Source organism: Streptomyces sp. NPDC032472 (genome assembly GCF_040636955.1).
Lineage (GTDB): Bacteria > Actinomycetota > Actinomycetes > Streptomycetales > Streptomycetaceae > Streptomyces.
The window spans coordinates 1-18,129 of sequence record NZ_JBEZVK010000069.1 but is presented as its reverse complement, the minus strand read 5'-3'; the positions used below and the strand labels follow the sequence as shown (position 1 = coordinate 18,129).

Genomic DNA, 18,129 nt, shown 5'->3' with positions numbered 1-18,129 from the left:
CGTAAAGGTGGGAACCCCGTCATTGCGGCCATCCCCGGGCTCTCACACCATGGGGTCATGTCGTCGCGAAACGTGCTCGTCGTCCTCTACGACGGGCTCCAGAGCCTGGACGTGAGCGGACCCGTGGAGGTCTTCGCCGCGGTGTCCCGCTTCCCCGGCGAGGCGGGCTACACCATCCGCACCGCCTCCCCGGGCGGCGCCCCGGTGCGTACCGGCAGCGGGCTCACCCTGGTCCCGGACGGGGACCTGGAGAGCGAGCGGCCGGGGCCGGCGACGACCCTGATCGTGCCCGGCGGCCGTTACCGGGGCGACTTCGAGCCGCGGCTCACCGACTGGCTGCGCGCCCACGGGGGTGGAGCGCAGCGGCTGGTGTCCGTCTGCACGGGCGGGCTGATCCTCGCGGAGGCCGGCCTCCTCGACGGGCGCCGCGCCACGACGCACTGGTCCGTGTGCGACCGCATGGCCCAGAAGTATCCGCGGGTCACCATCGAACCGGACCCGATCTACGTCCGGGACGGCCCCGTCTCCACCTCCGCCGGCGTCACGGCCGGCATCGACCTCGCCCTGGCCCTGGTGGAGGAGGACCACGGCCGCGAGCTCGCCCTGGAGATCGCCCGGCAGCTGGTCGTCTTCCTCAAACGCCCCGGCAACCAGGCCCAGTTCAGCGCCCAGCTGGCGGCCCAGACGGCCCGGCGCGAGCCGTTGCGCGAGGTCCAGCACTGGATCACCGAACACCCCGGTGCGGACCTGAGCGTGGAGGCCCTCGCCGCCCGCGCACGGCTCTCGCCCCGCCACTTCGCCCGCGCCTTCCAGGCGGAGACCGGGGTGACGCCGGGCCGGTACGTGGAGCGCGTCCGGGTGGAGCACGCCCGGCGGCTGCTGGAGGACAGCGCCGAGGGCGTGGCCCAGATAGCCCGGGCCTGCGGCTACGGCACCCCGGAAGCCCTCCGCCGCGCCTTCGTCAAAACCCTGGGCCAACCCCCAACGGAATACCGCCGCCGCTTCGGTCCCACGCCGTAACCGGCCTCGCCCCGCGCCCGTGCCCCACTCCCGTGCCCCACCCGATCCCGACCGCGCCAATCCAGCCCCGCCGGCATGTGAGGCGCGGGGGTGCTGGGGCAGCGCCCCCGCAACGGCGCCGCAGGCGGACACGCACCGCACCACCGACCGACCCACCCACCCACCAACCAGACCCACTCCGGAGGAGACATGCAGATCGCCGTCCTGCTCTACAACGGCTTCACCGTCCTCGACGCCATCGGCCCCTACGAAACCCTCGGCCGCCTCCCCGGTGCGGACACCGTGTTCGTCGCCGAGCACCCCGGCCCCGTACGCAACGACACCGACCAGCTGTCCCTGATCGCCGACAAGGGCCTGGACGAGGTGACCCGCCCGGACATCGTCATCGTCCCCGGCACCCCGCACCCCGAGCCGCACATGGCCAACCCCGTCCTGCAGGACTGGCTGCGCTCGGTCGACGCCACGACCACCTGGACCACGTCCGTCTGCTCCGGCTCGCTCCTGCTCGCCGCCGCCGGCCTCCTCGACGGCCGCCGCGCCGCATGCCACTGGCTGTTCCTGGACCGGCTGCCCGCCTTCGGCGCCGAGCCGACCGGCGAGCGGGTCGTGTCCGACGGCAAGTACGTCACGGCCGCCGGAGTGTCCTCCGGCATCGACATGGGCCTGACCCTCCTCGGCCGGATCGCGGGCGACGAGTACGCGCAGACCGTCCAGCTGATGATCGAGTACGACCCGCAGCCGCCCTACGACGCGGGCTCGCCGGCCAAGGCCCCGGCCGAGATCGTCGCCCGGATGCGGGCGCTCAGCCCGACACGGTCCAGCTGAACGACGGCGTACGGCGCTCCAGGAACGCGGCGACGCCCTCCGCGGTGTCGCCGCTCCCGGCCGCCTGAGCGGCCCAGTACGCATCGCGGTCGGTGCGCCCGTCCGCGAACTCCTTGGCGGCGGCCTGCGTCAGCTGTGAGCGGCCCACCAGGATCCGCCCGAACTCGGCGACCCGCTTCTCCAGCCGCCCCTCGGGCAGCAGCTCGCTCAGGAAACCGGCCCGCAGGGCGTGCTCGGCATCGATCAACTCGGCCGAGAAGAGGAGGTACTTGGCGGTGGCCGGTCCGACGAGCCCGGCGAGCCGCCGGGTCGAGGAGGACGGGTAGACGATGCCCAGCCTCGCCGGGGTCACCCCGAACGAGGCGCCCTCCTCCGCGAACCGCAGATCGCACGCGGCGGCCAACTGGCTGCCGCCGCCCACGCAGAACCCGCGGATCGCCGCGATCGTCGGCTTGGGGAAGGCGGCGAGGGCCTCCTCCGCCGCGACGGACAGGGCCTGCGGGTCCTCGTCGCCGGTGAGGGACGAGATGTCGGCCCCCGCGCAGAAGGTCGGGCCGGCGCCGGTGAGGACGAGCACCCGGACCGCCGGATCGGCGGCGAGGCCCGCCAGCAGCTCCGGCAGCGCCCGCCACATCGCGGCCGTCATGGCGTTGCGCTTGGCGGGGTGCGAGATGACCACCGTCGCGATCCCGTCGGAGACGTCGTGCAGGAGGGCTGCTTCCATGCGCCGGATGCTATCCCGGGCGCACGTCTGTACGTGATCGGAACCTTCTTCCCCCTGGCCCTGCTGCGGCCCGCGGAAGGCCAGGAACCGTTCAACAACTGACGCTGTCATACGCCTGCGGTCAAAAAGCGTCCGATTGGCGCCGAGTTATGGTCAGCGGTCCGGTCCGGACCAGCCCGTTCCCCACTCTGGACGCGTGGAGACGATCGAGTGCGAAGGACGGGGCGGGAAGATGGATCTCAGCGGGAGCGTCCCGCAGGCCAAGGTGGGTGAGCCGGAGGCACCGGCCGGCCCACTCGCTTACGAAGGCGTGTGGCGGTTCACCGTGCCCGCTGTAGAAGAATCCGTTCCGCAGGCGCGCCGGGCGGTGCGCGACCTGCTGGGCCGCCAGGGCGTTCCCGCCGACCGGGACCTGGTGTACTCGCTGCTGCTGATCGTCTCCGAGCTGGTGACGAACTCGGTCCGGCACGCGGCCCTGCTCTCGCCGGAGGTCGCGGTCGAGGTCGCGATCGGCCGGGCCTGGGTACGGGTGGCGGTCGAGGACAACCACCCGTACCGGCCCAAGGCGCTGGAGGCGGATTTCGGCCAGACCGGCGGCCGCGGGCTGCTGCTGGTGCGCGAGATCACGCGGGAGGCCGGCGGGGTCTGCGACGTGGAGCACACCTCGACCGGCGGCAAGGTCATCTGGGCGGCCCTGCCGCTCGCCGGCCCTGCCGCCCCGGCCCCGGTGCCGAGTCCGGGAGCGGCGCACTGACGCCCGGCCTACCAGCCCGCCGCTTCGCCCGTCAGCTCGCGGATCGCGGGCCGGGCCGCGTCCAGCACGGTCATGAACCACGCCGAGAAGGGCGCCTCTGCGTGCCGCTTGGCGAGCTCGTCGGCGGTGACGAACGCGGTGTCCGCGACTTCCTCCGGATCGGGCCGCAGCGCTGCCTGCGCGAGTCCCACGAACAGGTGGTTGTACTCCTGCTCCACCAGACCCGATGCGGGGTCCGGGTGGTTGTAGCGCACCGTCCCCGCCTCCGCGAGCAGCGACGGCGACAGGCCGAGCTCCTCGTGGGTTCGCCGGGCCGCCGCCGCGAAGGGCGACTCGCCGGGGTAGGGGTGGCCGCAGCACGTGTTCGACCAGACACCGGGGGAGTGGTACTTCCCGTGGGCCCGCTGCTGGAGCAGCAGGCGGCCCTGCTCGTCGAAGAGGAACACGGAGAAAGCCCGGTGCAGCAGGCCGGGCGCCTGATGGGCAGAGAGCTTCTCCGCCGTGCCGATCGTGTTCCCGGACTCGTCGACCAGTTCGAGCATGATCGGTTCTTGAGTACCGGTGCCGTGGGGCGCGCTGTTCGCGGCGGTGGCTGGTGTGGTCGGCATACCCATCCTTCGAATCGGACTCCGGCCTTCAGTCTGCCGTACAAGAGAGGCTTGTCCCCACTTCGGAGATCCGCGCATGTCTGCCCCCCGACGCGTGGTAAGCGGCGAGGGGCAGATCACACCCACCCGTCAGACGCCGAAGGGGGCCGGGTACGTGATCGTGCCGCGCGGGACCGGCACGGAGTCGTCGAGCACCAGCGCCGTCATCGCCTCGTCCGGAACCTCGAACGGCGCCCGGATCCCGAAGCGCGAGGCCGGCACGAACCCGAAGCGCGGGTAGTACGCGGGATGCCCCAGGACCAGCACGAGGGACTCCCCCCGCCCCCGGGCCGCCGCGAGCAGCGCCCGTACGAGCGCACTGCCCGCGCCCGAGCGCTGGACCGCCGGATCGGCGGCCACCGGGGCGAGGGCGAGCGCCGACGCCCCGTCGACGTGGCAGCGGGTGAGCAGCGCGTGCGCCGCGACGGGGCCGCCGGGCGCCTCGGCGACGTACGACAGGCCCGGCAGCCAGGCGTCGTCCGTGCGCAGTGCGTCCACGAGGTCCGCCTCCAGCGGAGTGTCGAACGCCGCCAGGTTGACGGCCCGCACGGCCGCCGCGTCGGCGGCGGTCTCCGGCCGTGCCCGCCAGGCACCGCCGGTCCCCGCGGACGCCGGCTGCAGGACGTAGCCGGTGTACCCGTACTCGTGCCCGTGCCGCTCCCGTACGGCGAGCTCCTCGCGTACGGCGGCCAGCGCGGCCGCGGCAGCGGGGTCCGGGGCCGTTCCACCGGGGGCCCCGGCTTCGGCCACCCGCGCGGCGAGCGGGCCGTAGTACTCGACCCAGTCGGAGTCCGGCAGCCGGTGCACGCCCAGGACCCGGTAGCCGGCCGCCTGTGCGGCCGCGATGTTGCGGGCCGTGGAGCGCAGCGGGTACGCGGCGTCCCAGAAGGCGCGGGCCCCGGCGGACGGCTCGTCGACCGTCCACTCGCACTCGGTCAGAACGAGCGTGCCGCCCGGGGCGAGCAGCGGCTTCCAGTCGGCCAGGGCCCGGTCGAAGCCGATGAGGTACGCCGAGCCCTCCGCCCACACGAGGTCGAAGGAGCCGTCCGCGCAGGGCAGGGCGCCGATGTCCGCCCGGACGGGCCGGACGCGGTCGCCGAGCCCGCGGGCCGCCGCGGCCGTGCGGAGCTCGTCGAGGAAGCCGTCGTACAGGTCGACGGCGGTCACCTCGGCCCCCTGGGCCCCCGCCTCGCCGGCGAGGACCAGGGCACTGCGGCCGGGACCGCAGCCCAGGTCCAGGGCGCGCGGCCGTGCCGGCAGCGGCCCGCACAGGGACAGCAGGTGCCGGGTGGTGGCGTCGGAGCCGGGAGCCTGCCGGGGCAGACCGCGGTGGAGGGTGAGGAACGCGTCGACGAAGGCGGCGCGGGAGAAGGCAGGAGCGGACGCAGAAGGAGCAGCGGGAGAAGCAGCAGCAGAAGAAGCGGAAGAAGCAGAAGAAGCAGAAGAAGTGGAACCGGAGTGGTCGGTCAAGGCGATCCCTTGGGAAGGGGCCCCGGCCGGCGGACCGGATCGCTGCGATCAGGCCCGGCCGGAAGCCCGGAGGAGGACGGGGACGTACCGGAGCTCGCTGCGCACGGCAGCGACCACTGCGACGGTCATCGACCCACCTCCTCTTTCCCGGCGCCCTCTGCGCCCTCGGCACCCCGGCGCCTCTGCGCCCGGCGTGACCTCGGCCACCCTAGCACCGGGGGGTTTGTCGGACCTCGGCGTGATCGCGGATGATGATCGCGCCGAACCGGGGCCGTATCGCCGCCGTTCCGCCCGCCGCCCGGCCGGCCGCCGCTCGATTTTCGGCTTATCGGGGGGCAAACGGGTGGTGAACCCCCGCTTCCATTCATCCGATAGCCTCTGCCGACGTGCCGCCGCCCCGTGCGGCCGCCCGCCCGCGTCCGCTGCAAGGAGTGAGTTCGTCTGTCGACCGTCATCCTCACCGGCCTGCCGGTCCCCGGATCACCGCTCACCGACGAGCTGCGCTCCCTCGGCTTCGACGTCCGCACCGCCGCCGGCCCCGACGAGACCGCCGCCGCGCTGGCCTCCGTACCCGCCGACCAGCGGGTGGCCGTCGTGGACAGCGCCTTCGTCGGCCACGTCCACGCCCTGCGGCTCGCGCTGACCGACCCGCGCTTCGACGCCTGCGCCGTGACCGGTGCCTTCGCTGTCCAGCCGGGCGCCCGCGCGGCCCTGGACCGGGCGGCCGCGGCCACGCCCGACGGCAGCGGCCCCTACGCGGACCGGCTGGCCGCCGCCGTCGAGGAGGCCGGGACCGCCGTCCAGCGCCCCGAGCTGGGCACCCTGGTCGCCGCCGTCCCCGTCACCGGTGCGCAGCGCGAGGCGGCCGTCGCCGCGGTCGCCGCCGTGGACGACGAGGCCGTACGCCTGCGGACCGCCGTGAAGTCCCGCGACGGGTTCTTCACCACCTTCTTCATCAGCCCGTACTCGCGCTACATCGCCCGCTGGTGCGCGCGCCGCGGCCTGACCCCGAACCAGGTCACCACCGCCTCCCTGCTCACCGCCCTGATAGCGGCCGGCTGCGCCGCCACCGGCGAGCGCTGGGGCTACGTCACCGCCGGCGTGCTGCTGCTGGTCTCCTTCGTCCTGGACTGCACCGACGGGCAGCTCGCCCGCTACTCCCTGCAGTACTCGACGATGGGCGCCTGGCTGGACGCCACCTTCGACCGGGCGAAGGAGTACTCCTTCTACGCGGGCCTCGCGCTCGGCGCGGCCCGTGGCGGCGACGACGTCTGGGCCCTCGCGCTCGGCTCGATGATCCTGATGACCTGCCGGCACGTCGTGGACTTCTCCTTCAACGAGGCCAACCACGACGCGACCGCAAACACGAGCCCGACGGCCGCCCTGTCCGACCGGCTCGACAGCGTCGGCTGGACGGTCTGGATCCGGCGGATGATCATCCTGCCGATCGGCGAGCGCTGGGCCATGATCGCGGTGCTCACCGCGACCACCAGCCCCCGAATCGTCTTCTACGCCCTGCTCATCGGCTGCGCCTTCGGCGCCCTCTACACCACCGCCGGCCGCGTGCTGCGCTCGCTGACCCGCAAGGCGAAGCGGACCGACCGCGCCGCCCAGGCACTGGCCGACCTCGCCGACTCGGGCCCGCTGGCATCGATCGGCACGGGGCTGGCCAAGGGGCGGCCCGTCGCCCCGCTGGCGATGGCCCTCATCGGCTCCGCCATGATCACCCTGGACGCCGCCGTGAGGCCGTTCGGCACCGCCTCGCTGATCGGGGCCGCGGTGTTCTACGTCATAGCCACCGGGGCGGCCGTCGCCCGCCCGCTCAAGGGCGCCCTGGACTGGCTCGTCCCGCCGCTGCTCCGGTTCGCCGAATACACCACCGTCCTGGTGCTCGCCGCCCAGGCGGACGTCCCCGGAGCCCTTCCCGCCGCATTCGGACTGGTCGCGGCGGTCGCCTACCATCACTACGACACGGTCTACCGCATCCGCGGTGGTTCCGGCGCGCCCCCGCGGTGGCTGGTGTGGACGATCGGCGGCCATGACGGCCGCGTCCTGCTGACCGTGGTCCTGGCCGCGGTCCTCGCCCGGGACGCGTTCCCCGTCGCGCTCACGGCCCTCGCCGTGTTCGTGGCACTCGTGGTGCTCGTGGAGAGCATCCGCTTCTGGGTTTCCTCCGGGGCACCCGCCGTACATGACGAAGGAGAACCAGCATGATCGGCCTTGTCCTCGCTGCCGGTGCCGGACGCCGCCTGCGTCCCTACACCGACACCCTGCCCAAGGCCCTCGTGCCCGTCGGCCCCGAAGGTGACGAGGAGAGCCTCACGGTCCTCGACCTGACCCTCGGCAACTTCGCCGCGGTCGGCCTCACCGAGGTCGCGATCGTCGTCGGCTACCGCAAGGAGGCCGTGTATGCGCGCCAGGCCGCGCTGGAGGCCAAGTACGGGCTGAAGATCACGCTGATCGACAACGACAAGGCCGAGGAGTGGAACAACGCCTACTCCCTGTGGTGCGCCCGTGAGGTCCTCAAGCAGGGTGTGATCCTCGCCAACGGCGACACCGTCCACCCGGTCTCCGTCGAGCAGACCCTGCTCGCCGCCCGCGGCAACGGCCAGAAGATCATCCTCGCCCTGGACACGGTCAAGAACCTGGCCGACGAGGAGATGAAGGTCGTGGTCGACGGCGCCAAGGGCGTGCAGAAGATCACCAAGCTCATGGAGCCGTCCGACGCCACCGGCGAGTACATCGGCGTCACCCTCATCGAGCCCGAGGCGGCCGAGGCCCTCGCCGAGGCCCTGAAGACCACGTTCGAGCGGGACCCGGACCTGTACTACGAGGACGGCTACCAGCAGCTCGTCAACGACGGCTTCGTGATCGACGTGGCCCCCATCGGCGACGTCAAGTGGGTCGAGATCGACAACCACGACGACCTCGCCAAGGGCCGGACGATCGCATGCCAGTACTGACGAGGCTCATCCCCTCCCCGGTCGTCGTCGACATCAGCCGCGGCGCCATGGACGACCTGGCCGGCCTCCTGGCCGACCAGCGGATCTCGGCGTCCGGCAAGCTCGCGATCGCGATCAGCGGCGGCTCCGGCCAGGTGCTGCGCGCCAGGCTGGAGCCCGTCCTGCCGCACGCCGACTGGTACCCGGTCGTCGACGGCACCATCGACTCCGCCGTCAAGCTGGCCGACGACATAAAGGGCCGCCGCTACGACGCCGTCGTGGGCCTGGGCGGCGGCAAGATCATCGACGTGGCGAAGTACGCCGCGGCGCGGGTCGGCCTGCCCATGGTGGCCGTCGCCACCAACCTCTCCCACGACGGCATCTGCTCGCCCGTCGCGACCCTCGACAACGACAACGGGCGCGGCTCCTACGGCGTGCCCACGCCGATCGCGATGGTCATCGACCTCGACGTGATCAAGGAGGCGCCGGTCCGGTTCGTCCGCGCCGGCATCGGCGACGCGCTGTCGAACATCTCCGCCATCGCCGACTGGGAGCTCTCGCACGAGATCAACGGCGAGACCGTCGACGGCCTGGCCGCCGCCATGGCCCGTACCGCCGGCGAGGCCGTGCTGCGCCACCCCGGGGGCTGCGGCGACGACGAGTTCCTCACCGTGCTGTCCGAGTCCCTCGTCCTCACCGGCATCGCCATGTCGATCAGCGGGGACACCCGCCCCGCCTCCGGCGCCTGCCACGAGATCAGCCACGCCTTCGACCTGCTCTACCCCGGGCGCTCCGCACTCCACGGCGAGCAGGTCGGCCTCGGCGCCGCCTTCGCCATGCACCTGCGCGGGGCCCACGAGCAGGCCGGGCTCTTCACCGAGGTGCTGCGCCGCCACGGCCTGCCGGTGCTGCCCGCCGAAATCGGCTTCAGCACGGACGAGTTCGTCGCGGCCGTCGAGTACGCCCCCCAGACCCGCCCGGGACGCTTCACGGTCCTGGAGCACCTCAATCTGTCCGCAGCCGAGATCAGGGACGCTTACGCCGACTATGCCAAGACCATCCGTAGCTGAACTCCGGCCCGTCGTCCACCCGGCGGGCGTCAAGGACCGGCGCAGTGGCGAGCACTGGGGCGGCCGCCTGTACATGCGCGAGATCTCCCTGCGCATCACCCGCTACCTGGTCACCACCAAGGTCACGCCGAACCAGCTGACCTACGTGATGACCCTCGCCGGTGTCCTGGCCGCCCCGGCCCTGCTGGTGCCGGGCATCTGGGGCGCCGTCCTCGGCGTGGTGGCGGTCCAGCTCTACCTGCTGCTCGACTGCGTCGACGGCGAGGTGGCCCGCTGGAAGAAGCAGTTCTCGCTGTCCGGCGTGTACCTGGACCGCGTCGGCGCCTACCTGTGCGACGCGGCGGTCCTCACCGGCCTCGGCCTGCGCGCCGCCGACCTGTGGGGCGGCGGCCGGATCGACTGGCTGTGGGCCTTCCTCGGCACCCTCGCCGCGCTCGGCGCCATCCTGATCAAGGCCGAGACCGACCTGGTCGGCGTCGCCCGCCACCAGGGCGGTCTCCCGCCGGTCAAGGAAGCCGCCGCCGAGCCCCGCTCGTCCGGCATGGCGCTCGCCCGCCGGGCCGCCGCCGCGCTGAAGTTCCACCGGCTGATCCTCGGCATCGAGGCCTCGCTGCTGATCCTCGTGCTGGCGGTCGCGGACCAGATCCGCGGCGACCTGTTCTTCACCCGGCTCGGCGTCGCCGTCCTCGCCGGCATCGCGCTGCTGCAGACCGTGCTGCATCTGGTGTCCGTCCTCGCCTCGAGCAGGCTGCGGTGACGGCCCCGCTGCGCGTCGGCGCGGTCGTCATCACCATGGGCAACCGCCCCGACGAGCTGAAGGCCCTGCTGCACTCGGTGGCCCGCCAGGACGGCGCCCCGGTCGAGACCGTCGTCGTGGGCCAGGGCGTCAAGGTCTCCGAGGCCGTGGACCTCCCGCCCGGCGTGCGCACCGTGGACCTCCCCGAGAACCTCGGCATCCCCGGCGGCCGCAACGTCGGCATCGAGGCCTTCGGCCCCGGCGGCAGCGACGTGGACGTCCTGCTCTTCCTCGACGACGACGGCCTGCTGGAGCGCACCGACACCGCCGAGCTGTGCCGGCAGGCCTTCACCGAGGACCCGGAGCTCGGCATCATCAGCTTCCGGATCGCCGACCCGGAGACCGGGCAGACCCAGCGCCGGCACGTGCCCCGGCTGCGCGCCTCGGACCCCATGCGCTCCTCCCGCGTGACCACCTTCCTCGGCGGCGCCAACGCCGTCCGCACCAGTGTGTTCGAGCAGGTCGGGGCGCTTCCCACCGAGTTCTTCTACGCGCACGAGGAGACCGACCTCGCCTGGCGGGCCCTCGACGCGGGGTGGCTGATCGACTACCGGGCGGACATGGTGCTGCTGCACCCGACGACCGCCCCCTCCCGGCACGCCGTCTACCACCGTATGGTGGCCCGTAACCGGGTGTGGCTCGCCCGCCGGAACCTGCCCGCCCCGCTGGTCCCGGTCTACGTGGGCGTCTGGCTGCTGCTGACGCTCCTGCGCAGACCCTCGGGACCGGCGCTGAAGGCCTGGTTCGGTGGCTTCAAGGAGGGTTGGACCACTCCTTGCGGCCCCCGGCGCCCGATGAAGTGGCGCACGGTCTGGCGGCTGACCCGGCTGGGCCGACCGCCTGTCATCTGACCCGTGGGCATCTGAGAACATGGCCGATCACGGGCCGTGCGCCCCCCGCCCGACGCCCGATGCCACCTACTGCCGCATCTTGAAGACGGAAAGTTTCAACTTGTGAGTGACACAACCCAGGATGGCGCCCTCGCCACGAGCAAGCCGCCGTCCGAAGACGCGGGCCTCACCCCCGCTGAGCTCGCCGGGAAGTACGGCCTGTCCGTCAGTGGTGCCCGGCCCACCCTGGCCGGATACGTGCGGCAGCTCTGGGACCGGCGCCACTTCATCATGGCGTTCTCCCGCGCCAAGCTCGTCGCGCAGTACAGCGAGGCCAAGCTCGGCCAGATCTGGCAGGTGGCCACGCCGCTGCTCAACGCGCTGGTGTACTACCTGATCTTCGGCCTGATCATGAACGCGGGCCGGGGCATGGAGAAGGGGGTCTACATCCCCTTCCTGGTGACGGGCATCTTCGTCTTCACCTTCACCCAGAGCTCGCTCATGGCCGGTGTCCGGGCCATCCCGGGCAACCTCGGCCTGGTCCGCGCCCTGCACTTCCCGCGCGCCTCCCTGCCGATCTCCTTCTCGATGCAGCAGCTCCAGCAGCTGCTGTACTCGATGATCGTCGTGGTGATCGTCACGGTGGCGTTCGGCAACTACCCGAAGCTGTCCTGGCTGCTGGTCATCCCGACCCTGGCGCTGCAGTTCGTCTTCAACACCGGCCTCGCGCTGATCTTCGGGCGGATGGGTTCGAAGACCCCCGACCTCGCGCAGCTGATGCCGTTCTTGACGCGTACCTGGATGTACGCCTCGGGCGTCATGTTCTCGATCAGCGGGGCGCTCGAGGAACGGCACGTGCCCGCGTGGGTCACGGACGTGCTGCAGTGGAACCCGGCGGCGATCTACATGGACCTGGTCCGGTACGCCATGATCGACGACTACGGCCGCAGCAACCTGCCGCCGCACGTCTGGGCCTTCGCCGTCGGCTGGGCCGTCGTGATCGGCTTCGGGGGATTCGTGTACTTCTGGAAGGCTGAGGAGCGTTACGGCCGTGGCTGAGAACAACCGGGGCCGGGTCCCCACCGTCATCGCCGACGGCGTGCACATCGTCTACCGCGTCAACACCGGCAGCTCCGGCAAGGGTAGCGCCACCGCCGCGCTGAGCAAGATAATGCGCCGGGGCAAGGGCGATGCGCCGGGCGTCCGCCGGGTCCACGCCGTGCGCGGCGTCTCCTTCACGGCGTACCGCGGCGAGGCCATCGGCCTCATCGGCTCCAACGGCTCCGGCAAGTCCACCCTGCTGCGGGCCATCGCCGGTCTGCTGCCCTGCGAGGAGGGCAAGGTCTACACCGACGGCCAGCCCTCGCTGCTGGGCGTCAACGCGGCCCTGATGAACGACCTGACCGGCGAGCGCAACGTCGTCCTCGGCGGGCTCGCCATGGGCATGAGCCGCGAGCAGATCAACGAGCGCTACCAGGACATCGTCGACTTCTCGGGCATCAACGAGAAGGGCGACTTCATCTCCCTGCCGATGCGCACGTACTCCTCCGGCATGGCGGCGCGCCTGCGCTTCTCCATCGCGGCGGCGAAGGACCACGACGTCCTGATGATCGACGAGGCGCTCGCCACCGGTGACCGCAAGTTCCAGGTGCGTTCCGAGGAGCGGATCCGCGAGCTGCGCCAGCACGCCGGCACCGTGTTCCTCGTGAGCCACAACAACAAGTCCATCCGCGACACCTGCAGCCGCGTCCTGTGGCTGGAGAAGGGCGAGCTGCTGATGGACGGGCCCACCGAGGAAGTCGTCTCGGCCTACGAGAAGGCGACCGGTCACTGAGCTGACCTTCCGCAGGCCCCCGTCGCCCCGGGCGACGGGGGCCTGCGCGTGCCCCGCGGACACGGGGGGCGTTTTATTCGCCCGGCATTCGGCCGACATTCGGTGGCGCAGTGAATACCCGCGCGGCTCCCGCGGCGTTGTACAGCGTAAGCTGGGGCGGTCCTGAATCGCGGCAAGAGGGGACGATTCCCCGCAGGTGAACGGCCTGGGGCCACCCGGGGGAAAGTCCGGCGGCGTGTCCGAAATAGGATGTATTGGGTCGGCAGTGTAGAACGGGAGATGTGACGGCAATGGCTACGGGAATTCTCCGGCCCCCAGGCATGACGGCCGTCACCGCGGGCGGCGGCCGGTGACCCTGACCCACCGCGCCCGTCCCCTGCCGCACCCGGCCCCCGATGCCCACACGCGCGCCACCCTCGGCAAGGCCCGGACGGAGAACTTCCCCGTCGCCCCCTCCTTCCTCCCGCGCGCCTGGCGCGAGGGCCTCATGGCGGTCTACGGGTACGCCCGCCTCGTCGACGACATCGGCGACGGCGACCTCGCCCCCGGCGGCCGCGACGCCGTACTCCTCGGCCTCGACCCCGCCGCCGCCGACGACCGGCTCGCGCTCCTCGACGCCTTCGAGGCCGACCTGCGGCGCGTCTTCGGCGGCACCGACGGCCCGCCGCGCCACCCCCTGCTGCTGGCCCTGCAGCCCGTGGTCCGCGACCACGGGCTGACCCCCGAGCCGTTCCTCGCGCTCATCGAGGCCAACCGGCAGGACCAGCGCACCACGCGCTACGCCACCTACGGGGAGCTGGCCGCCTACTGCGAGCTCTCCGCCAACCCGGTGGGCCGGCTCGTGCTCGCCCTCACCGGCACCGCCACCCCCGAGCGGATCCGCCGCTCCGACGCCGTCTGCACCGCCCTGCAGATCGTCGAACACGTCCAGGACGTCGCCGAGGACCTCGGCCGGGACCGGATCTACCTCCCCGCCGAGGACATGCGCCGCTTCCACGTCACCGAGGCCGACCTCAAGGCCGCCACCGCCGGAGCCTCCGTCCGCTCCCTCGTCGCGTACGAGGCCGGGCGCGCCCGGGACCTGCTCGACGACGGGCTCCCGCTCGTCGGCAGCGTGAGCGGCCGGCTCCGGCTGCTGCTCGCGGGCTTCGTCGGCGGCGGGCGCGCCGCCCTGCGGGCCGTCTCCGCCGCCGGGTTCGACGTCCTCCCCGGCGCGCCGGGGCCCACCAAGACCGGCCTGCTCCGCGAGGTGGCCGCCGTCCTGCGCACCGCGCCGAGAAAGAGGTGAGCCCGACCGTGGAGGGTTCCGCGCACACGACCGCTTCCGCGCCGGTCCTGGCGGCCTACAGCTACTGCGAGGCCGTCACCGGGGCCCAGGCGCGCAACTTCGCGTACGGCATCCGGCTGCTGCCCACCGACAAGCGGCAGGCCATGTCCGCGCTGTACGCCTTCTCCCGGCGCGTCGACGACATCGGCGACGGCACGCTCGCGCCCGACGCCAAGCTCTCCCGCCTGGAGGAGACCCGGTCCCTGCTCGGCCGGATCCGGGCCGGGGAGATCGAGGAGGACGACACCGACCCCGTCGCCGTCGCCCTCGCGCACGCCGCGCGCCGCTTCCCGATCCCGCTCGGCGGGCTCGACGAGCTCATCGACGGCGTCCTGATGGATGTCCGCGGCGAGACCTACGAGACCTGGGACGAGCTGAAGACGTACTGCCGCTGCGTGGCCGGAGCCATCGGCCGGCTCTCCCTCGGCGTCTTCGGCACCACCCCCGGCGCGGCCGACGCCGAGCGGGCGGGCGAGTACGCCGACACCCTCGGCCTCGCCCTGCAGCTCACCAACATCCTGCGCGACGTCCGCGAGGACGCCGGCAACGGCCGCACCTACCTGCCCGCCGAGGACCTGGCGAAGTTCGGCTGCGCCGAAGGCTTCCCGTCCGACGGACGGATGCCCGCCGGCGCCGACTTCGCCGGGCTCGTCCACCACGAAGTCCGCCGCGCCCGCGCCCTGTTCGCCGAGGGCTACCGGCTGCTGCCGATGCTCGACCGGCGCAGCGGCGCCTGCGTCGCGGCCATGGCGGGCATCTACCGGCGCCTGCTGGACCGCATCGAGCGCGAACCGGAGGCCGTGCTCCGCGGCCGCGTCTCGCTGCCCACCCACGAGAAGGCCTACGTCGCCGTGCGCGGCCTGTCCGGCCTCGACGCCCGCACCGTCTCCCGCCACACCACCCGAAGGCGGCCCTGATGCCCCTCACCCCCACCGCGCCGGCCGCTGCGCGGTCCGGCGCCCTCCGCCCGGCGGCCGCTGCGCCGGAGCGCGCCCGAGCCGGCCGGACCGCGGGCCCGGCGCCCCGCCGGGCTGCCGTGCGGGAGGAGGGCCGCGCCTTCGGCCCCGGGTCCGCCGCGCCGCGTGCGGCAGGCCGACGTACCGCTGCACCCGCGGCGGTCCGCGCCCGACGGGCAACCCCGGGCCCCGGGGCGGCGTCTGTGGCCGGGGAGCCCGGTCGCGTGCGGGCCTGCGGGGAGGGCGCATGAGCGGCAGTGGTGGCGAGCGGCGCGCCGTCGTCGTCGGCGGCGGACTCGCCGGGGTGACGGCGGCCCTCGAACTCGCCGACGCCGGGATGCGGGTCACCCTGCTCGAAGGCCGGCCGCGCCTCGGCGGGCTCGCGTTCTCCTTCAAGCGCGGCGAACTCACCGTCGACAACGGCCAGCACGTCTACCTGCGGTGCTGCACCGCGTACCGGTGGTTCCTGGACCGCATCGACGGCGCCGCCCTCGCCCCGCTGCAGGACCGCCTCGACGTACCCGTCCTCGACGTCGCCCACCCCCGCGGCCCGCGCCTCGGCCGGCTGCGCCGCAGCGCCCTGCCGGTCCCCCTGCACCTGGCCGGCTCCCTCGTCCGCTACCCGCACCTGACGCCCGCCGAGCGCGCCGGCGTCGGTCGCGCCGCCCTCGCCCTGCGCCGCCTCGACCCGGCCGACCCGGCCCTCGACGGCCTGGACTTCGCGACCTGGCTCGGCCGCTACGGCCAGAGCCCGCGCGCCATCGAGGCCCTGTGGGACCTCGTCGGCATCGCCACCCTCAACGCCACCGCCGAGCAGTCCTCGCTGGGCCTGGCCGCCATGGTCTTCAAGACCGGCCTGCTCTCCGAGAACGGCGCCGCCGACATCGGCTGGGCCCGCGTACCGCTCGGCGAGCTCCACGACACCCTCGCCCGCAAGGCGCTCGACGCCGCCGGCGTCCGTACCGAGCTGCGCACCCGGGTCACCTCGGTCACCCGGACCGAGGACGGCGCCGCCTGGCAGGTCGCCACCGAGGGCGAACGCCTCGACGCCGACGCCGTCGTCCTCGCCGTCCCGCAGCGCGAGGCCCACGGACTGCTCCCGCCCGGCGCCCTCGCCGACCCGGACAAGCTCCTCGACATCGGCACAGCGCCGATCCTCAACGTCCACGTCGTCTACGACCGCAAGGTGCTCCGGCAGCCCTTCTTCGCGGCGCTCGGCACCCCCGTCCAGTGGGTGTTCGACCGTACGGACTCCTCCGGCCTGACCGACGGCGGCCAGTACCTGGCGCTGTCCCAGTCGGTCGCCCACGACGACATCGACGAGCCGGTGTCCGTCCTGCGCGAGAAGTACCTGCCCGAACTCGGGCGGCTGCTGCCCGCCGCGCGCGGCGCGAAGGTCCGGGACTTCTTCGTCACCCGGGAGCGGACCGCCACGTTCGCCCCCACCCCCGGCGTCGGCCGGCTGCGCCCCGGGGCGCGGACCGACACGCCGGGCCTCTATCTCGCCGGTGCGTGGACCGCCACCGGTTGGCCCGCGACCATGGAGAGTGCCGTCCGGAGCGGACTGAGCGCAGCACACGCCGCGCTCGCCGCGATCGGCCGCCACCGCGCCCACCCCCTGCAGGAGGCGGCATGACGATCATCAGCACGACCGGCGCAGCAGCACGTACAGGAAACAGAGGAGAGCCAGTGAACCCGGGGAATCCGGCTGTCGAGAACACGGATGCCGGTAAGGGAGCGGCGGGGACGGGGACGGCGGACACGCTCGCCCTCCTGGAGCGCGGCCGCACGCTGTCGACTCCCGTGCTCCGCGAGGCGGTGGCCCGCCTCGCGGCGCCCATGGACACCGTCGCCGCCTATCACTTCGGCTGGATCGACGCCCAGGGCAACCCGACGGACGCCGACAGCGGCAAGGCCGTCCGCCCCGCTCTCGCGCTGCTGTCCGCGGAGGCCGCGGGCGCCCCGGCCGAGGTCGGCATCCCCGGCGCGGTCGCCGTCGAGCTCGTCCACAACTTCTCCCTGCTCCACGACGACCTGATGGACGGCGACGAGCAGCGCCGCCACCGCGACACGGTGTGGAAGGTCCACGGCCCGGCGCAGGCCATCCTGGTCGGCGACGCGCTGTTCGCCCTGGCCAACGAACTGCTCCTGGAACTCGGCACCGTCGAGGCCGGCCGCGCCACCCGCCGCCTGACCACCGCCACCCGCAAGCTGATCGACGGCCAGGCCCAGGACATCTCCTACGAGCACCGCGAGAGCGTCAGCGTCGAGGAGTGCCTGGAGATGGAGGGCAACAAGACCGGCGCCCTGCTCGCCTGCGCGATCTCCATCGGAGCCGTCCTCGGCGGCGCGGACGACCGCACCGCCGACAAGCTGGAGGAGTACGGCTACCACCTGGGCCTCGCCTTCCAGGCCGTCGACGACCTGCTCGGCATCTGGGGCGACCCGGAGTCCACCGGCAAGCAGACCTGGAGCGACCTGCGCCAGCGCAAGAAGTCCCTGCCGGTCGTCGCCGCGCTCGCCGCGGGCGGACCCGCCGCCGAGGAACTCGGCGAGCTGCTCGCCGCCGACGCCAAGAGCAACGACTTCGAGAACTTCTCGGAGGAGGAGTTCGCGGCCCGCGCCGCGCTGATCGAGGCGGCCGGCGGCCGCGCGTGGACCGCCGAGGAGGCGCGCCGCCAGCACGCCATCGCCATCGCCGCCCTCGACGACGTCGACATGCCGCACAAGGTGCGCCAACAGCTCGTCGCCCTGGCCGACTTCGTCGTCGTACGCAAGAAGTGATCGCCACCTTCGTCACCCGGGTACGGATATGACGCGCGAGTCGCCGGCCGGCGCCGCAGGCTAAGCGGCGCCGGGCCCGGGCGCAACCCCCCACCGCCCAGCGCCCCAGCGACCGAGAGGGGGGCCCAGAAAGCGACCCCCCCCCGCGCC

18 protein-coding genes are annotated in these 18,129 nt (G+C 73.1%); 14 read left to right on the top strand and 4 right to left on the bottom strand.

The window, feature by feature from the left end:
- Window positions 1-57: 57 nt before the first annotated feature.
- Both AB0F11_RS31170 and AB0F11_RS31165 read left to right on the top strand, forming a co-directional pair.
- On the top strand, window positions 58-1,020 hold the full coding sequence (locus tag AB0F11_RS31170; RefSeq protein ID WP_362180874.1) for a GlxA family transcriptional regulator: 963 nt from the start codon (window positions 58-60) through the stop codon (window positions 1,018-1,020).
- 189 nt (window positions 1,021-1,209) lie between these two features.
- Window positions 1,210-1,845, top strand: coding sequence for a DJ-1/PfpI family protein (locus AB0F11_RS31165; RefSeq protein WP_362180871.1), 636 nt, complete (start codon window positions 1,210-1,212; stop codon window positions 1,843-1,845).
- Here AB0F11_RS31165 and AB0F11_RS31160 read toward each other — a convergent pair.
- On the bottom strand, window positions 1,823-2,569 hold the full coding sequence (locus AB0F11_RS31160; protein ID WP_362180869.1) for an enoyl-CoA hydratase-related protein: 747 nt from the start codon (window positions 2,567-2,569) through the stop codon (window positions 1,823-1,825). The genes AB0F11_RS31165 and AB0F11_RS31160 overlap by 23 nt on opposite strands.
- A 232-nt stretch (window positions 2,570-2,801) precedes the next feature.
- On the opposite strand from AB0F11_RS31160, the gene AB0F11_RS31155 reads away from it, so the two are divergent.
- Window positions 2,802-3,323: an ATP-binding protein gene (locus AB0F11_RS31155; protein ID WP_362180921.1), complete on the top strand. Its 522-nt coding sequence runs from the start codon at window positions 2,802-2,804 to the stop codon at window positions 3,321-3,323.
- Window positions 3,324-3,331: 8 nt separating this feature from the next.
- Here AB0F11_RS31155 and idi read toward each other — a convergent pair whose 3' ends face one another.
- The 3 genes from idi to AB0F11_RS31140 all read right to left on the bottom strand — a co-directional run bounded on the left by idi (window position 3,332) and on the right by AB0F11_RS31140 (window position 6,058).
- On the bottom strand, window positions 3,332-3,931 hold the full coding sequence (gene idi / locus AB0F11_RS31150) for an isopentenyl-diphosphate Delta-isomerase (protein ID WP_362180866.1): 600 nt from the start codon (window positions 3,929-3,931) through the stop codon (window positions 3,332-3,334).
- A 129-nt stretch (window positions 3,932-4,060) separates the two neighbouring features.
- Window positions 4,061-5,293 carry a bifunctional class I SAM-dependent methyltransferase/N-acetyltransferase gene (locus AB0F11_RS31145; RefSeq protein WP_362180918.1) on the bottom strand — a complete coding sequence of 411 codons (1,233 nt, stop codon included), beginning with the start codon at window positions 5,291-5,293 and terminating at the stop codon, window positions 4,061-4,063.
- 627 nt (window positions 5,294-5,920) lie between these two features.
- Complete coding sequence (locus AB0F11_RS31140; RefSeq protein ID WP_362180863.1) at window positions 5,921-6,058, bottom strand: hypothetical protein; 138 nt, start codon at window positions 6,056-6,058, stop codon at window positions 5,921-5,923.
- Between AB0F11_RS31140 and AB0F11_RS31135 the strand changes: the two genes are divergently transcribed.
- From AB0F11_RS31135 to AB0F11_RS31085, 11 genes are all read left to right on the top strand, one after another.
- A complete protein-coding gene (locus AB0F11_RS31135; protein ID WP_362180860.1) occupies window positions 6,035-7,654 on the top strand; it encodes a DUF5941 domain-containing protein in 1,620 nt (539 codons plus the stop codon). The two genes, AB0F11_RS31140 and AB0F11_RS31135, sit on opposite strands and share 24 nt — an antisense overlap.
- Window positions 7,651-8,403, top strand: coding sequence for a phosphocholine cytidylyltransferase family protein (locus tag AB0F11_RS31130; RefSeq protein ID WP_362180857.1), 753 nt, complete (start codon window positions 7,651-7,653; stop codon window positions 8,401-8,403). Before AB0F11_RS31135 ends, AB0F11_RS31130 begins: the two co-directional genes overlap by 4 nt.
- A complete protein-coding gene (locus AB0F11_RS31125) occupies window positions 8,391-9,452 on the top strand; it encodes an iron-containing alcohol dehydrogenase family protein (RefSeq protein WP_362180854.1) in 1,062 nt (353 codons plus the stop codon). The genes AB0F11_RS31130 and AB0F11_RS31125 overlap by 13 nt, the downstream gene beginning before the upstream one ends.
- Window positions 9,430-10,209, top strand: coding sequence for a CDP-alcohol phosphatidyltransferase family protein (locus tag AB0F11_RS31120; protein ID WP_362180852.1), 780 nt, complete (start codon window positions 9,430-9,432; stop codon window positions 10,207-10,209). Before AB0F11_RS31125 ends, AB0F11_RS31120 begins: the two co-directional genes overlap by 23 nt.
- Window positions 10,206-11,099, top strand: a complete 894-nt coding sequence (locus tag AB0F11_RS31115) for a glycosyltransferase (RefSeq protein WP_362180849.1) — start codon at window positions 10,206-10,208, stop codon at window positions 11,097-11,099. The genes AB0F11_RS31120 and AB0F11_RS31115 overlap by 4 nt, the downstream gene beginning before the upstream one ends.
- A 102-nt stretch (window positions 11,100-11,201) precedes the next feature.
- Window positions 11,202-12,137 (top strand): ABC transporter permease, encoded by a 936-nt coding sequence (locus AB0F11_RS31110; protein ID WP_362180846.1) that lies wholly within the window; start codon window positions 11,202-11,204, stop codon window positions 12,135-12,137.
- A complete protein-coding gene (locus tag AB0F11_RS31105) occupies window positions 12,130-12,912 on the top strand; it encodes an ABC transporter ATP-binding protein (protein ID WP_361910573.1) in 783 nt (260 codons plus the stop codon). The genes AB0F11_RS31110 and AB0F11_RS31105 overlap by 8 nt, the downstream gene beginning before the upstream one ends.
- 355 nt (window positions 12,913-13,267) lie before the next feature.
- Window positions 13,268-14,200, top strand: a complete 933-nt coding sequence (hpnC, locus tag AB0F11_RS31100; RefSeq protein ID WP_362180915.1) for a squalene synthase HpnC — start codon at window positions 13,268-13,270, stop codon at window positions 14,198-14,200.
- A complete protein-coding gene (hpnD, locus tag AB0F11_RS31095; protein WP_362180843.1) occupies window positions 14,197-15,156 on the top strand; it encodes a presqualene diphosphate synthase HpnD in 960 nt (319 codons plus the stop codon). The genes hpnC and hpnD overlap by 4 nt, the downstream gene beginning before the upstream one ends.
- Before the next feature lie 286 nt (window positions 15,157-15,442).
- Entirely contained in the window at window positions 15,443-16,831 is a 1,389-nt protein-coding gene (gene hpnE / locus AB0F11_RS31090) for a hydroxysqualene dehydroxylase HpnE (protein WP_362180840.1), read from the top strand.
- A complete protein-coding gene (locus AB0F11_RS31085) occupies window positions 16,828-17,979 on the top strand; it encodes a polyprenyl synthetase family protein (protein ID WP_362180837.1) in 1,152 nt (383 codons plus the stop codon). Before hpnE ends, AB0F11_RS31085 begins: the two co-directional genes overlap by 4 nt.
- The last annotated feature ends 150 nt before the right edge of the window (window positions 17,980-18,129 follow it).

Bases quoted from the DNA above. Each gene is read 5' to 3' on its own strand.
- AB0F11_RS31170 (WP_362180874.1), top strand. From the start codon at position 58: ATGTCGTCGCGAAACGTGCTCGTCGTCCTCTACGACGGGCTCCAGAGC.
- AB0F11_RS31165 (WP_362180871.1), top strand. From the start codon at position 1,210: ATGCAGATCGCCGTCCTGCTCTACAACGGCTTCACCGTCCTCGACGCC.
- AB0F11_RS31160 (WP_362180869.1), bottom strand. From the start codon at position 2,569: ATGGAAGCAGCCCTCCTGCACGACGTCTCCGACGGGATCGCGACGGTG.
- AB0F11_RS31155 (WP_362180921.1), top strand. From the start codon at position 2,802: ATGGATCTCAGCGGGAGCGTCCCGCAGGCCAAGGTGGGTGAGCCGGAG.
- idi (WP_362180866.1), bottom strand. From the start codon at position 3,931: ATGCCGACCACACCAGCCACCGCCGCGAACAGCGCGCCCCACGGCACC.
- AB0F11_RS31130 (WP_362180857.1), top strand. From the start codon at position 7,651: ATGATCGGCCTTGTCCTCGCTGCCGGTGCCGGACGCCGCCTGCGTCCC.
- AB0F11_RS31125 (WP_362180854.1), top strand. From the start codon at position 8,391: ATGCCAGTACTGACGAGGCTCATCCCCTCCCCGGTCGTCGTCGACATC.
- AB0F11_RS31120 (WP_362180852.1), top strand. From the start codon at position 9,430: ATGCCAAGACCATCCGTAGCTGAACTCCGGCCCGTCGTCCACCCGGCG.
- hpnE (WP_362180840.1), top strand. From the start codon at position 15,443: ATGAGCGGCAGTGGTGGCGAGCGGCGCGCCGTCGTCGTCGGCGGCGGA.
- AB0F11_RS31085 (WP_362180837.1), top strand. From the start codon at position 16,828: ATGACGATCATCAGCACGACCGGCGCAGCAGCACGTACAGGAAACAGA.